Annotated in this window: 12 protein-coding genes and 1 pseudogene; 5 read left to right on the top strand and 8 right to left on the bottom strand. The window is 67.7% G+C overall.

What is annotated here, in order from left to right:
• The first annotated feature begins 45 nt into the window (after positions 1-45).
• Entirely contained in the window at positions 46-573 is a 528-nt protein-coding gene (locus BJY16_RS26125) for a flavoprotein (RefSeq protein ID WP_185042208.1), read from the top strand.
• Positions 574-1131: 558 nt separating this feature from the next.
• On the opposite strand, the gene BJY16_RS26120 is transcribed toward BJY16_RS26125, so the two are convergent.
• Positions 1132-1959, bottom strand: a complete 828-nt coding sequence (locus BJY16_RS26120; RefSeq protein ID WP_185042207.1) for a hypothetical protein — start codon at positions 1957-1959, stop codon at positions 1132-1134.
• A gap of 770 nt (positions 1960-2729) precedes the next feature.
• On the opposite strand from BJY16_RS26120, the gene BJY16_RS26115 reads away from it, so the two are divergent.
• Positions 2730-3350, top strand: coding sequence for a hypothetical protein (locus BJY16_RS26115; RefSeq protein WP_185042206.1), 621 nt, complete (start codon positions 2730-2732; stop codon positions 3348-3350).
• A gap of 167 nt (positions 3351-3517) precedes the next feature.
• On the opposite strand, the gene BJY16_RS46555 is transcribed toward BJY16_RS26115, so the two are convergent.
• The gene (locus BJY16_RS46555) at positions 3518-3991 is read right to left on the bottom strand and encodes a hypothetical protein (RefSeq protein WP_221503490.1); all 474 of its coding nucleotides are present in this window, start codon (positions 3989-3991) and stop codon (positions 3518-3520) included.
• Between the two features lie 858 nt (positions 3992-4849).
• On the opposite strand from BJY16_RS46555, the gene BJY16_RS47485 reads away from it, so the two are divergent.
• A complete protein-coding gene (locus BJY16_RS47485) occupies positions 4850-5080 on the top strand; it encodes a hypothetical protein (protein ID WP_239177063.1) in 231 nt (76 codons plus the stop codon).
• Positions 5081-5098: 18 nt separating this feature from the next.
• Here BJY16_RS47485 and BJY16_RS26100 read toward each other — a convergent pair whose 3' ends face one another.
• Together BJY16_RS26100 and BJY16_RS49135 are read right to left on the bottom strand one after the other, a co-directional pair.
• Positions 5099-5758, bottom strand: coding sequence for a hypothetical protein (locus BJY16_RS26100; protein WP_185042204.1), 660 nt, complete (start codon positions 5756-5758; stop codon positions 5099-5101).
• Positions 5759-6176: 418 nt separating this feature from the next.
• Positions 6177-6357 (bottom strand): annotated as a pseudogene (locus BJY16_RS49135) (hypothetical protein); the annotation flags it as partial.
• An 88-nt stretch (positions 6358-6445) separates the two neighbouring features.
• Here BJY16_RS49135 and BJY16_RS26095 point away from each other — a divergent pair.
• Positions 6446-6853 (top strand): hypothetical protein, encoded by a 408-nt coding sequence (locus BJY16_RS26095; RefSeq protein WP_185042203.1) that lies wholly within the window; start codon positions 6446-6448, stop codon positions 6851-6853.
• Positions 6854-6887: 34 nt separating this feature from the next.
• Here BJY16_RS26095 and BJY16_RS26090 read toward each other — a convergent pair whose 3' ends face one another.
• Entirely contained in the window at positions 6888-7349 is a 462-nt protein-coding gene (locus BJY16_RS26090) for a hypothetical protein (protein ID WP_185042202.1), read from the bottom strand.
• Positions 7350-7671: 322 nt separating this feature from the next.
• Here BJY16_RS26090 and BJY16_RS26085 point away from each other — a divergent pair, with 322 nt between their 5' ends.
• Positions 7672-7968, top strand: a complete 297-nt coding sequence (locus tag BJY16_RS26085; protein WP_185042201.1) for a hypothetical protein — start codon at positions 7672-7674, stop codon at positions 7966-7968.
• An 18-nt stretch (positions 7969-7986) separates the two neighbouring features.
• Here the strand turns inward: BJY16_RS26085 and BJY16_RS26080 are convergent, their stop codons facing one another.
• From BJY16_RS26080 to BJY16_RS26070, 3 genes are read right to left on the bottom strand one after another with little or no spacing between them, the layout of a single operon-like run.
• Positions 7987-8580, bottom strand: coding sequence for a biotin transporter BioY (locus tag BJY16_RS26080; protein ID WP_185042200.1), 594 nt, complete (start codon positions 8578-8580; stop codon positions 7987-7989).
• Positions 8577-10388: an allophanate hydrolase gene (atzF, locus tag BJY16_RS26075; protein WP_185042199.1), complete on the bottom strand. Its 1812-nt coding sequence runs from the start codon at positions 10386-10388 to the stop codon at positions 8577-8579. Before atzF ends, BJY16_RS26080 begins: the two co-directional genes overlap by 4 nt.
• The gene (locus BJY16_RS26070; protein WP_185042198.1) at positions 10385-13873 is read right to left on the bottom strand and encodes a 5-oxoprolinase/urea amidolyase family protein; all 3489 of its coding nucleotides are present in this window, start codon (positions 13871-13873) and stop codon (positions 10385-10387) included. The genes atzF and BJY16_RS26070 overlap by 4 nt, the downstream gene beginning before the upstream one ends.
• Between the last annotated feature and the right edge of the window lie 53 nt (positions 13874-13926).

The raw sequence follows: 13926 nt of genomic DNA, 5'->3' as shown, positions 1-13926 counted from the left end.
TAGGGGCAATAGCTTGCCCCCTTCAAGACGTCCGAGGATCACCCCATGAATCCTGACGGCAAGATGCTCTACGTCATCGTCTGTGCTGCCGGCCCCGCCGGCGAGGTAGGCCAGCTCGTCGACCTGGCCCAAGCCGACGGTTGGGACGTCCACGTCATCGCCACCCCAGCGGCTCTCAACTTCATCAACATCGAGGCCCTGGAAGCGCAAACCGGCCACCCCGTACGCAGCCGATACCGCAAGCCGACCGATCCGAAGCCACGCCGCGCCGACGCCATCATCGTCGCGCCCGCCACGTACAACACCATCAACAAGTTTGCGCAGGGCATTGCCGACACCTACGCCCTCGGGCTCCTCGCCGAGGCACCAGGACTAGGAATTCCCGTCGTCATCCTCCCTTTCGCGAACAGCGCACTCGCCGGCCGGGCACCATTCCGCCGCAGCATCCACCAACTGCGGGATGAGGGGATCGACGTCCTACTGGGGTCTGATGGCTTCGATCCGCATGCCTCAGGAACCAGCGATCACTCGGCAAGCGGATTCCCGTGGCATCTGCCCCTACAACGCCTCTGACTCACGGATGCCGTTACCGCGATCCGCCACATACGCCGGTCGAGCTTCGTTCAAACTTCCTGTACATCTTCAAGGTGGCCCAAAACGGGCCGCTCAGGCCGCCGCCTGGGCGCGAGCTCCGGCCGCCGCAGTGCTTTGGCCGGAGCTCGCCATCGCCCGTCGGATGGCGTGGGGAACGGACAACCGTGAGCCGCTGTAGAACATCGACGCGGCGTGGGGGATTAAGGAGTATTGGTCGGCAGCCAACCGGTGCGGTCAGGGCGACGCGGCCGAGCCGCCGCGCCGGGCCGCCGTCGAGTCGCGGCCGTCGGATGCAGGGCGCGGCGGCGCGCCGTGCGTCCGGGCCGCCCCTCCACCGTCAAGGGCGCTACGCGTCGCAAGCGACGGCCGCGAGCGGCCGCCCTTGAGCGGTGGAGCCTCTGCAACCCTTAGCGGTCAGTAACGGTCAGCCCTTACGGCCTGCCCACAACGTGCGCACGCCGCCGACGGCTCAACGCGGCTGTCAAGCGCTCCTTGACGTCGTGGGCACGCAGATCGATGGCGGTAGGTCGAGTTGTCTTAGCTGCCCCCGGTTCCTTCGACCACACCTTGCTCGGCAGAGACCTCGCTCATAGTCGACACGGCTATAGCCAAAGCATGGAACATGTTTTCGGGCCGACCTTGGATTTCCGGGTATTTCTCAAGCGCTCGGATTTCCAGCTGCGAGAGGTTTCGTACCAGAATTACAGGCTCTTCGGCTACCATGTATTTAGCGACCAGGATGGAGCCGACGCGGACGGACGCTCGACTCACTCCCGCCAACGACTCGACAATTTCGCGTACAGCGGAAGCCTGCGCGGAATCTACTTCTGCCTGTTTCGCATCAAGAACAACAAGCTCGAGGGCTCGTTCGACTTTGACGAGCCTATGCTGAACCTCTTCTGATTTCACCGCTCCCTTCAGCCAAGCTCGGGAACGTCGGAAAATGGAGCCGCGCTTGATGTCGATATCTTCCTCGGCATCGTATCCAAGCGCGCGTCGAAGCTTATCCGCAGCACGGATTACCTTATCGTTCTGCTCCTCGTCGTCGGAATCAACATAAACCGCAATTGTGAGCGAATCGACCGCCCGCTCCTCGTTGGATTTGCTGAACTTTCCCGCGCGTGGCGCTGCGACGAGAAATGCGAATGCTCCGCCGAGAGAATTTACAGGTCCATAGGAAACGAGGCGATAGGGTTTGACCGCATCTGCAACTGTTTCTCTAGCATTATTGAATACTCTCTCGTCCGAGGAAACCGGGCCATCGCTCTTCTGTCTCGGCATAGGAATTGATGAGCCTTCAAGTCTTATTACCCATCCTTCGGACGCGTTTTCAATGCCGCTTTTACTGCCATCTCGCGAGCCCATGCCCCCGAAGCTAGTGGGTACATGCGATGATCACAATCGTTCTCGAGTGCCGCCCGCTGTATTAATGTCAGACCTGCGGGTAGATGAGTCGGCAGCAAGCCGGTAGTTGAGGCCGGCTACGGGCCAGTGGAGGCGTGATGACAACGATCATGTATCGCATACATCTAGACGACCCGCACCACGCTCTGAAGAGGATCTTCGTTCGGGAAGCCGGTACGTGGCCGTTCCCTTGGCTGCCCTCACCGGGAGACGCAGTGGGCATCGACAGCCCTGGGTCGTGGGAGCGAGTAAGCGGCGAAGGTGACACCCTGGTGAGCCGTTGGGTGCATGAACAACTACTTCAACCTCGGCCTATCAATAGGGCAATCTTCCTTCCTGGGCAGGGCACGGTCCATATCGACATGGAAATTCCTGGCCTAGAAGCAGACCCCGAATCTCAAATCGAGATCTTGGTTCGTGCGGGGTTCCGCGAAGTCACGCCAGACGGATAGGCCATGCAAGCTTGGTCGCCGAGTTCAGGTGGCACCGGCCCGGCGGGGCCGACCCTGCTTCAGAGCGACGGTGGCACGTGCACCCAATCGGACCGCTCCGCCCAGAGTTGAACGGCTCCCGACGGGGAGATTCGTCGTACCAGATCCATGCCAGGTCGGCCGGTCATTCGCCGGGTTCTGCGGGGAACATCAGGAAGTAGATGTGTGTCTGTCCTGGTAAGCAAGCCGCACTCCAAACGGTCTTGGGTGAGTGAGGCCGGGACCGCGTAAGGTGCCGCCGTGGCCAACTCGATCTCCGCGGCGACCTCCATGGCGACTACCTCCTCATGGCTCTCGCCAAGTCTCTCTGTCGCAGTCCTAGCGTTGATCTTCACGATCGCGTCCTTCTGGTGGATCCAAGTTCGAAGAAGCAAGTTGGCTAGCTATCCGCCGCTCTCCTATGCCGGTTACTTTCACCCGAACGACATCAGGCTCGTCCTACCGTTGGTTCTCTACAACCCCGGTCCGGCACCGATCGTGGTACTCAACTTTCGCCTTCACGTAAGCGGCGGAGTACCGCCCATCGACGGAACCACCAGCCCCGTGCCTTTCTCGATGTCCTGGCAGGCGATTCAGCCGAGGCTCGAACCGGCTGGGGTCGGCGGAGGGCGGCTGATGCCATCGCCGATCGCTGTAGCTGGCCGGTCGGCGGTCGAACGATTCATCGAGTTCGGCCGGGCGGTACAGGTTGACCTACCACTGAAAGCGGGACCGTACGAAGTAGCAGTAGAAGTACAGGAAGCTCACCACGCCGCATGGCGGCGACTCGTGAAGTTCAAGCTTCACACGGAATTGACTCTGGACGGTGACGAAGCGAGAGCGTACATCGTCCGCAACAACGATCCCGGTTGGCAGAGGTAAGAGCCATTCCATGGAGACGGCTCTCGCATTGCGGGCTCTGTCCGGGTGACTAACTGGGTGACGACCGCCAGTGATCATGCAGGACCAGCGTGGACGCCCACTGACAGAAATTGCAGATAGAGGGCACCGTAAGCCAAGGTCAAATGGCACCCATCGTTGCCTGGGGATCAAGTGCTTAGTCGGCTGCTTTCCTGCCTATTCGCTCGACTCGTCAGGTACCGATCTGAAACAAACGTGCCCAAGAACTGGATAGCGACGAGGAGACTCCACCAGGCTGCCAGCGCAAACCGAGACGGGTTGGACGAGCTAAGTAAGGTACCGGCCGCGACGGCAGCAACCAGACTTGCCCCAACCGCAAACCAGGGCAAGCCGTGCCAGCCCCTTCGGAAAGCCAATATCTGCAACGCTATGCCACCAACCATCACCAACAAAGAAGTGGCTCCAGCGATCGCAGCAGGCGACCGGGGAAGAAGACCGAGCAGAGCACCAGCCAGATAGATGATCGCCGCCGCTATGAGGTTCGCCAGCACGTTGACACCCACGTCACGCAGGAGTCTCGCTGAACTAATGCTCGGTCTCTGGCCTTCCTGGCGCTTGTTAAAGTCTGTGCTCACGTCAACGACGGTAGCCATCTCGATCACAGGCGCTCCTGAACGACAGCTAAGTCAAGGAGAGGTTGAGGCCCTAACCTGCTGGGACGATGGGCGTGAAGATCGCGCGCCAGATACTCTCGATACTGATGCCTGTGTGCCAGATCCGTGCCAGACGGATCGGTCGCTGATGGAGTATAGGGGGAACGGCTGCAAGTCGATTTGCGTCCAGGCTGGTGAACGAAATTGCAGCTCTACGATCATGTGCGAGCACCGTCCTGGCAGTGTGGGAGTCACTTCGCAGCCCGGCCGCTTCTGTGCACTAGCGGCGATGTCTAGCGGCGAATACTGCCGAATTGATCTTTTCTGGATCAAGGCGCCGCGCGAGCGCGCCGCGGGCCGGTCGCGCTCGCCCTGCTGGCGGCCTTCGGCCGGCATCGGCCGGCGCGCCGGCCAACCTCTGCTGCGGCACTTGGTCTGCAGGATGCCTCCGGCAGGAGCGCTCGGGCTTCTGGGATGGTGACGCCATTCCGTCCACCGTCGACCCGGACGAAGTCGAGCAGACATGCCCCTGGGCGCCAAGGTCGTTCGTCCGGTTGGCGCTCCACCTTGGCGCCCAGGACCATGCCCGCTCCCCGGTCGGCGGGTCGACGGCGGACGGATGGCTAAGGCGGTCGCTTATAACTCCGTGTCGGCTGTCGTATTGCCGGTGCTCTTCGCCATGGCCGACCATCGATCCAACGCATCCCCCAAACGGCGGCGGTATGGAGGGTCTTCACGATGTCGTCAGGTCTGCAAAGCTTCCTCACCAGGGTGTTCAGGAGTCTAGGCCCGCATCCGAACTGGTTCCTTGGGTCGCCGCGGCGCGCCACAGTGGCAGCAGTCTTACCGTCCGGCTACATCCTCCTAGTGGACTACACCAACGGCAGGGATTGGGTCACTCTGCCGCCCCGCCAGCCCGGCGAGGAGTGGACTGGCCTTGCGAGCCGTCCGACCGACGACCGGCCGACGGAAAGCGAGATGACGGCGATAGACACGGCTCTTACTGCTCGTCGGCTGGTTCGCACCGAGCCGTGGGGAATCGATGTAGAGGGCCGCCTGTGCGCCTCAATTGCGATCGATCGCGCCGGCAAGGACTGACCTGGTCAGGATCGGTGGTCAACCAAGGAACTGCGCCTCGGGCGCGAGTCCGGCGAAGAGTGCGTGACTGGCGATGAGGTCGCACTCGACCTCCAGGAGCTGGGCCGCGGTGCAGGTCGGTAAGGGCGCCCAGGAGCTTTCGAGGTCGCCGGTGAACGCGGCGCGCTGGCGGTGGTCTTCAAGGCGGCTTTTGGCACCGTGAGCGGCCAGCCGAGCGCCGATCCGGCCCTGCCCGAGGTACACGAGGTGCTGCTCCCCGGCGCGACGGATTCGGTACACGCCCAGGGTCGGTTTGGCGATCAGCCCGGGGTGCCAGGGACTCCACGGGAGGCCGGCCCACTCGGCGCTGGTCGGGGCGTGGTCCAGATCAAGCACCGGGGCATGATCCAGCGATCGGGTGACTGCGGGATCTTGATACCCGCGAGTCCGGCGCCCTGACTTCACCAACGCGGCGTTGTTGCCGGTGGACTTGATCCACCCATCTGGCATGCGCCCGAAGTTGGCCGTCGGCGAGCGACCGAACTTCGCCCGGTGCTGTGACACCGCGACGCACTCGGCGAGCTTGCGCTCCCGGACGTCCCCCGCGAACTCAGCCACCGAGACCTCGAATTCGGCGCCCTCCGCAGTGCGCATCACCCAGAGGCACGGAGCGGCGGTGTGCGGGTCGTTGTACGGCATCTCGTCGCCATACAGGGCGCAAAGCTGGCTGAGCCGCCCACGGAGCCCCGAACTCTGCCCGACGTAGGCGAGCGTGCTCTCCCCCACCCGCCTCACGCGGTAGAGCCCTGGGCCGCGCGGCACCCGGAGACGGGCCGCCCGATCGTTCAGCGGAAGCCAGTCAGCCCAGGAGAGCGCCAGCGTCTGTGGCTCCGGTAGCGGGCGGGATCGCACGGACGAAGGCTAGGACATGGGTCCGACGATCTCGGGGCCGCTGGGGGCGTCCTGGGCCGTCTCTGGGCCGTCAGACGTCCCAGAACGTTGACCAAAGATGACCATGACTAACGGCATTTACCCAGGTCAGCACCCTGGCCGACCCTGCTGCCAGGACCGGCCAAACACCATTATCGGTAATTGGTGTACTGCGAGAAACAGGGCGTCAAGCTGCGGTTTCATGCTGCGCGGACCATTTGGGCCGTGGGACCGCCTCGCGCCAGAACCCCCGGTCGATCGCCCGGCGGGTCCGTTCCTCACTGCTGGGCATGAGATGGGTGTACGTCCGAAGGGCGAAACTCGGGATCCGAATGCCCGAGGTATACGGCCAGCGCCTCTGACCCCTCCAACTGAGTGCGCAGGCAGATCGCCATCGAGTCCGGCTTGCAGTAGCACCTCTATTTGACCTTGCTCTCCCCAGGAACACTGGCAGGCGTGAAGGTGATCAAATTTGTCGGCGGCGCCGTCGCGGTGATGCTCGTGATCCTGGCCGGTGGAGTCGTCTGGCTGCTGTATCGACTCAACACCTATGACCCGGCCTGGTCAGCCGTTGACGCCAACGCGAAGGTCATCGCCCGCAAGGCCGACTTGGCAGTGGCGCCCCTCGGCCCGGGGGAATATCCGACAACCGGCCTCCACGCGCTGACCGGTTGGATCGCCAACTACGGCGGAACCGTCCGGGCCTCCCAGGGCAACGACAACGAGAACCCGGCCGACCCGCACGCCTGGGCCGACGCCGAAATGCGCGGCGGGGCCGATGGCCAGATGGACCACATTGTGTGCGTGCGCTTCGAACTGCGGTGGCAGCACGACACGACCTGGCATCGCATCGACTGCCCCTAGAACTGCGACTCGACGCGCACCCGCGAATCTTCCATCAGCCGTTCCCCTCGCATCTGCCGAACGTCATGTCGCCGGAACCGCTGGGCTTCAGCGGCAGAGAGAAACTCCAGCCGGCGTCTCCTTCGTAGGTGTCCAGTTCCAGCATGTCGCTGATGACGGCGTCCTGGCCGATGGTGTCGAACTCCATGTCCAGCGTTGTCACCCGTCCAGCCATGACGTCAGCTCCCAGGACGAACACACCCCAACTGCCGGCCGCGGTGGTGGCCGGCGGATCGTTCCACCGGGGTGAGCTTCCAGGCTTAGGGGTCGGAACTCTGAAGGAAATCTGCCCGGCAAGCACAGGCGACATCGGATCGACCTTGAAGCGGTCTCCGGCAAGTACCAGCCGGTCGCCGTGAGGTGAGCACCAGGTGCCCACGAATTCATCCTCCCTCGGCGCCTCGGGCGGCGAGGTGATGGGTTCGAGCGCGAAGGTAATGACCTTGAGAGCCGCCATGGCGAGAAGGAACGCGACAACAAGGAGCGTTCCGATGAGCGCCAGCAGGCCGCGCCAACGTCGGCCTGATTTATCAGCCTTCGCTCGGTCATGAGCGGTTGTGTCCCATTGCCTTGGCATCCCAGCCCTCCCCAAGTCGGGGATGATCTTGATCGATCCGGGACTGCAGCGGAAGGGAGCCCATCAATCTCCCCGAAACCTTCACAACCATGGCGGGACTTAGCCGGATTGACCTGCGGTTTTCCGCCGGATGGGCGTTGCCCGCAGCCACCTCGCACCCTACGCTGTCGCGGATGATCTTGGGGAGCGGACGGGAACGACGATGGATCGCCTGAACAACGCCTACGCGTGGGGCATGGCCCTGACGTTTCCGGTGCAGTCACTCGTTCCCTACGACTCCTGGGCTCTCTACCTGCCCTTCGTCGCCGTTTACGTCGGGTTTGCCGTCGCCGACAGCCGGGCGGTCAGAGCTGCGGGCTACGAGGGATCGTTCATGCTGGCGTTCATGTTCGGCATCGCGTACCTGTGGCTACGGCCGCGACGCACCGGGCAGGGCTACGCCATTCCGATGGTGGCGACGATCGGGATCGTGGGCGCCGTGGTGCTTCGGACCGCCTGAGCGCGACGGCACCGCGCCTCACCGGCTCCTCGGCGTCCTGCGGGTGAGGTGCCAGGCGGCGGGGAGGACCCCGGCGGCGATCAGGACCTTCAGGGCGTCGCCGAGCAGGAACGGGACCAGGCCGACTCGGACGGCGGTGGTGGCGTTCAGGTGCAGGGTTACCGCCAGCCAGGAGACCCCGACCGTGTAGATGACGACGTTGCCGAGGAGCATCGCCGGGACTGTGCGCCACGGGGTGCGGTCGGCGCCGTAGCGGGCCAAGGCGCCGACCACCGCCGCGGCGGCGATCATGCCCAGGAGATAGCCGAAGGTCGCGCCAGTGAGGCCGGAGGCGCCGCCGGCGAACCACGGGACTCCGGCCAGGCCGGCGAAAACGTAGGCCAGGGTGGCGGCCGGGCCGCGCCAGGGGCCGAGGGCGGCGGCGCAGAGCAGGACGGCCAAGGTCTGGCCGGTGACCGGGACCGGGCTGCCCGGGACGGGGACGGCGATCTGGGCGGACAGGCCGATCAGGGCGGCGCCGCCGGTGACCAGGAGGACGTCGGCGCCGCGGACGCGGGTGAGTAACAGGTCGCCGAGGACGTAGCGGGGCGCGTGCAGGGCGAGCGAGTTCATCGATGCTCCTCGACGACAGAGTGGGATGCGGCGGAAGAGGGCGACGCGGCGGCGGGGACGGCCGAAGACGGAGACGCGGCGGCGGGAACGGCGGAAGAGGAAGACGCGGCGGCGGGAACGGCGAAAAAGGGAGACTCGGCGGAGGCGGAGCCGGGGGTGGCGGAAGGCAAGGACGACAAGTAGGCGCGCCAGCCGCCGTGAGCGGTGATGTCCGGTGCGTCGACCAAGCCCACGCCCTCGCAGAGGAAACCGGTCACGCTGGTGCCGTCCTCCAGCTCGACCCGGCCCAGGACCATCGGGCTGGGCAGAGCGGCGAGGAACCGGCCGAGCGCGTCCGGCGGCAGTTCCCACACTTCACCCTCGATGGCGGCGCCGTCCGTGGCGACCCGGACCAGGCCGGGCTTGGGGGGTTCGGTGGGCAGGGCGTGCAGGCGGTAGCGCGGGGCGGTGCGGGCCGCTCGCACGAATCTGCCGCCCGGTGACGTGAGCTGGTGGTTCAGCGGCTGCCCGGTCAGGTGCGCGCCGACCACCAGCAACGGGAGGCCACGGGTGGCCGTACCGGAAAGCGGGTCTTCGCCGAGGACCAGGGCCGCGACGTCGGCGGCGACCGCGTCCGCGAAGCCTCTGGCGATGATCTGGACGCCGAAGGCGGCCGGGACCGCGACGGCGCTGAGCCCGAACAGGTTGCAGAAGTTGGTGTACGTGCCGAGGGTCGCGTTGACGCCGATCGGGTCCGCGGCGACCTCGGCGATCGTCGGGTGGCTCGGGGCGGTCGGCAGCAGCAGCGCGTCGGCGTCGCCCCACTCCGCCATCGCCTCGGCGCGCAGCCGGGAGAGGCGTTCGGTATCGGTCACCAGCACGTGGGCCGGGATGTCCCGGGCGGGGCTGATGATGGCCCGGACCGTCGGATCGACCTGATCCGGATGTTCGTCGATGAAGGCGCCGACCGCGGCGTAGCGTTCGGCGACGAAGCCACCGTTGTAGAGCAGTTTCGCGGCGGCCAGGAACGGGGCGAGCCGGATCGGGCGCAGCCGGGCGCCGGCCGCTTCGAGGTCCTTCGCGACCTGGTCGAACGCGTCGAGCCAGTCCGGTGACAGCCCGATCAGCTCGGACCGGTCGGGGACCGCGACGACCGGATGCGGCGGCGCGGACAAGGGCGACGCGGCGGAGTGCGGCGCCGGGTCGCTCATGATGGCGAGCGCCTGCCGACCCTCGCCGAGTGTGCGAGCGAAAACGGTCACGCAGTCGAAGCTGCGGCAGGCCGGCACCACCCCGTCGACCGGCACGAGCCCCGGGGTCGGCTTCATCCCGACGATGCCCTGGAAGGCGGCCGGCACCCGCCCCGACCCGGCCGTGTCGGTGCCGAGGGCCAGGTCGGCGATGCCGAGCGCGACCACCACCGCCGACCCGGAGCTGGAGCCACCGGAGACCCGGGCCGGGTCGCGGACGTCGCGGACCGCCCCGTACGGGCTGCGGGTGCCGACCAGCCCGGTCGCGAACTGGTCCAGATTGGTCTTGCCGAGCACCAGCGCGCCGGCGTCGACGAGCCGTTGCACCGCGGACGCGCTGCGGTCCGGCTGGTAGGCATAGGCGGGGCAGCCCGCGGTGGTGGGCAGCCCGGCGACGTCGATGTTGTCCTTGACCGCGAGCAGCTTTCCGGCCAGCGGCAGGTCCTCCCCCGCGGCCAGGCGCGCCTCGACGACGGCCGCGTCGGCGAGCACGTCCACCTCGGGCCGCAGAGTGATCCAGGCTTCCGGACGCTCCTCCCGGGCGAGCCGGGCGTAGGCGGCGCGAACGCGGTCTTTCATGCGGGGCTCCCGAGGACGACGAGCGGGCTGCCCGGCGCGACCTGCGCGCCGGGGATGACGAGGATGTCGGCGACCTGCCCGTCGCACGGCGCGGTGACCACGGTCTCCAGCTTCATCGCCTCGAGCGCGAGCAGCGGCTGCCCGGCGACGACCCGGTCACCGGGCCGCACGTCGACCCGCCAGACACTGGACACGAACGGCGCCTCCACCAGCGTCCCACCGTCGGGAACGGTGACCGTCCCGGCGGCCGGCGGTGCTTCCGGCTCGGGCCGGGGATCGAATTCCCCGGCCGCCGCCCACGCCTCCCGCTCCTGGCCGAAAGCGGTCGCCTGCCGCGCCCGGAAGTCGGCGATCGACGCCGCGTTGGACTCCAGGAACGCCTCGTGGTCGGCGAGCCGGAACGTCCCGTCGTCGATCCGCAGCCGGTGCCGCCCGGCGGCCACGTCGGCCCGCAGGTCGAGCAGTTCCTCGGCACCGACCGGGTACCACTGGATCCGGTCGAAGTGGCGCAGCAGCCACGGGTCGCCGGCCTCGCGCCGCCAGCGGGACCAGATCTGCACGGTACGGCCGACGAACTGGTAGCCGCCCGGCCCCTCCATCCCGTAGATGCACAGGTACGCCCCGCCGATCCCGACCGCGTTCTCCGGCGTCCAGGTGCGCGCCGGGTTGTACTTGGTGGTGACCAGCCGGTGCCGCGGGTCGAGCGGGGTGGCCACCGGCGCGCCGAGGTACACGTCGCCGAGGCCGAGCACCAGGTAACTGGCGTCGTAGACGGTCCGGTAGACGTCGTCGACCGAGTCGAGACCGTTGACTCGGCGGATGAACTCGATGTTCCACGGGCACCACGGCGCGTCGTCGCGCACGCCGGCCATGTAGCGGGCGATCGCCTCCCGGGTGGCCGGGTCGTCCCAGGACAGCGGCAGGTGCACGGTCCGGCTGGGCACCTCCAGGTCGCGGGTGGCCGGCAGCTCGATGGACCGGACCACGTCGAGCAGCTTGCGGACCGGCAGCACCGCCGGGTCGACGTGGATCTGCAGCGAGCGGATCCCCGGGGTGAGGTCGACGACGCCCGGCAGGCCCTCGGCGCGCAGCCGGTCCATCAGGGCGTGCCCGCGCATCCGCAGGCCGAGGTCGAGGGTCATCGGGCCGTATTCGACGAGCAGGTTGTCGTCGCCGGAGCGCCGGTAGGTGACGTCGTCGACCCGGGCGAGCACACCGTCGTCGCGCGTCTTGAGCAAGGGCGTGAAATCAAGATCGCTTACCGGTACGAACCGGACCGTGTCGCCCGGGCTCAGCTGCCCGAGCTTCCACCGCTCCGACGTGATCACCGTGGCCGGGCAGACGAAGCCGCCGAGGCTGGGCCCGTCCGGTCCGAGAATGATCGGCACGTCGCCGGTGAAGTCGATGGCGCCCACCGAGTAGGGGGTGTCGTGGATGTTGGACGGGTGCAGGCCGGCCTCGCCACCGTCGGTCCGCGCCCAGCGGGGTTTCGGGCCGACCAGGCGGACCCCGGTGCGCGCCGAGTTGAAGTGCACCTGCCAGGCGGCGGCGTAGAACTCGTCGAGGTCTTCGCGGGTGAAGAACTCGGGGGCGGCGTGCGGCCCCTCGGTCACCTTGATCCGCCAGTCGTGGCCGATCCGCGGTGGCTCCACCATCGACATCTCAGGTTTCGTCCCGATGGAAACCGACCGCAACACATCGCCGACCCGCAACGCCCGCCCGCCATGCCCCCCGAACTGCCCGAGAGTGAACGTCGCCGCACTCCCCAGATACCGCGGCACGTCCAGGCCCCCGGCGAACAGCACATAGGCCCGCAACCCACCCGAGGTCGCCTTCCCGACGTCGAGCACCGCACCCGCCGGCACCACAACCGGCTCCCACTGCGGCACCGGCCGTCCGTCGACGCTCACCGGCACCGGCGCCCCGGTCACACAGACCGTGGTGTCCGCGGTGAACCGCAGCGCCGGCCCGTCCACCGTGCACTCCAGGCCGGGCGCCCCCTCCGGGTTGCCGAGCGCCGTGTTCCCGAGCCGGAAGGACAGGTCGTCCATCGGCCCGGACGGCGGCACCCCGACCTCCCACAGCCCGGTCCGCCCGGGCCAGTCCTGCACCGTGGTCATCGTGCCGGGCCGCTCGACCACGATCCGCGGCTCGGTGTCGTGCACCCCGGCGAGCGTGGCCGTCGAGTGCCGCGCCGCCAGCACGTCGTGGTGGGCCGCGGCGGCGCGCAGCAACCCGAGGTTCGTCTCGATCCCGTCCACCCTGGTCCCGGCCAGCGCGGCCCGCAGGTTGCCGAACGCCTCGTCCCGGGTCGCGCCGGTGACGATCACCTTGGCCAGCATCGGGTCGTAGGCGGTGCTCACCTCGGTCCCGGCCTCGACCCAGCCGTCCACCCGGACGTCGCCGGGAAAGGCCACGTCGGTGATCAGTCCGGCGCTGGGCCGGTGCCCCTGCGTCGGGTCCTCGGCGTAGACGCGGGCCTCGACCGCCGCCCCGGCCGCCCGTCGCGGCTCGTCCAGCACGCTCGCGTCGCCCTGCGCCAGGCGCAGCATCCACTCCACCAGGTCGATCCCGAAGATCTCCTCGGTGACCGGGTGCTCGACCTGCAGCCGGGTGTTCACCTCCAGGAATGAGGCCTGCTCCCGGGCCGCGTCGTAGACGAACTCGACGGTCCCCGCTGACCGATACCGCACCGACGAGCAGAGGGCCGTGGCCGCCGCGTGCAGCTGCTCTCGCACGTCGTCCGGCAGGCCGGGCGCGGGCGCTTCCTCGATCACTTTCTGGTTGCGCCGCTGCAGGCTGCAGTCCCGGTCACCGAGCGCCACCACGCGTCCGGCGCCGTCACCGAAGACCTGCACCTCGACGTGCCGGGCATGCTGCACGAACCGTTCGAGGAACACTCCGCCGCTGCCGAAGTTCGCGACCGCGAGCCGCTCGACCCGATCAAAAGCGGACGCCAGTTCGGCCGCGTTGTGGCAGGCCTGCATGCCGATGCCGCCGCCCCCGCCGGTCGCCTTCAGCATCACCGGGTAGCCGATCGTCTCGGCGGCGGCGAGCGCCTCGTCCAAGCCGGACAGCAGCCCGGTGCCCTCGATCATCGGAACGCCGGCCGTCCGGGCCAGGTCCCGCGCGGTGTGCTTGGCGCCGAACGCGGTCAGCTGCGCCGGCGTCGGCCCGACGAACGCGAGCCCGGCCGCCTCGACCGCGGTGGCGAAGGCGGCGTCCTCGGAGAGGAAGCCGTATCCGGGGTGCACGGCGCCGGCGCCGGTGGACAGTGCGGCGTCGAGCACCCGGTCGACCAGCAGATAGCTCTCCCGGGCCGGGGCCGGGCCGAGCCGGACGGCCACGTCGGCCATCCGGACGTGCGGGGCGGCGCGGTCGGCGTCGGAGAAGACCGCGACGGTCTTCAGCCCGATCCGCGCGGCGGTGCGGATGATCCGGCAGGCGATCTCGCCGCGGTTCGCGATCAGCAGGGTGTCGAACATGGGGAGCGGGCCTCCGGGTCGGGGAGAGGGACGGCTTGCCGTGGTGGCTGCGG

This window comes from Actinoplanes octamycinicus (assembly GCF_014205225.1).
GTDB lineage: Bacteria > Actinomycetota > Actinomycetes > Mycobacteriales > Micromonosporaceae > Actinoplanes > Actinoplanes octamycinicus.
The sequence above is the reverse complement of the archived record's forward strand: the minus strand, read 5'-3'. Positions and strand labels throughout refer to the sequence as shown.

Excerpts from the sequence above, each read along its gene's own strand:
- BJY16_RS26125 (WP_185042208.1), top strand. The coding sequence starts at position 46 with ATGAATCCTGACGGCAAGATGCTCTACGTCATCGTCTGTGCTGCCGGC.
- BJY16_RS26120 (WP_185042207.1), bottom strand. The coding sequence starts at position 1,959 with ATGGGCTCGCGAGATGGCAGTAAAAGCGGCATTGAAAACGCGTCCGAA.
- BJY16_RS26100 (WP_185042204.1), bottom strand. The coding sequence starts at position 5,758 with ATGCCGTACAACGACCCGCACACCGCCGCTCCGTGCCTCTGGGTGATG.
- BJY16_RS26090 (WP_185042202.1), bottom strand. The coding sequence starts at position 7,349 with ATGGCGGCTCTCAAGGTCATTACCTTCGCGCTCGAACCCATCACCTCG.
- BJY16_RS26085 (WP_185042201.1), top strand. The coding sequence starts at position 7,672 with ATGGATCGCCTGAACAACGCCTACGCGTGGGGCATGGCCCTGACGTTT.
- BJY16_RS26080 (WP_185042200.1), bottom strand. The coding sequence starts at position 8,580 with ATGAACTCGCTCGCCCTGCACGCGCCCCGCTACGTCCTCGGCGACCTG.
- atzF (WP_185042199.1), bottom strand. The coding sequence starts at position 10,388 with ATGAAAGACCGCGTTCGCGCCGCCTACGCCCGGCTCGCCCGGGAGGAG.
- BJY16_RS26070 (WP_185042198.1), bottom strand. The coding sequence starts at position 13,873 with ATGTTCGACACCCTGCTGATCGCGAACCGCGGCGAGATCGCCTGCCGG.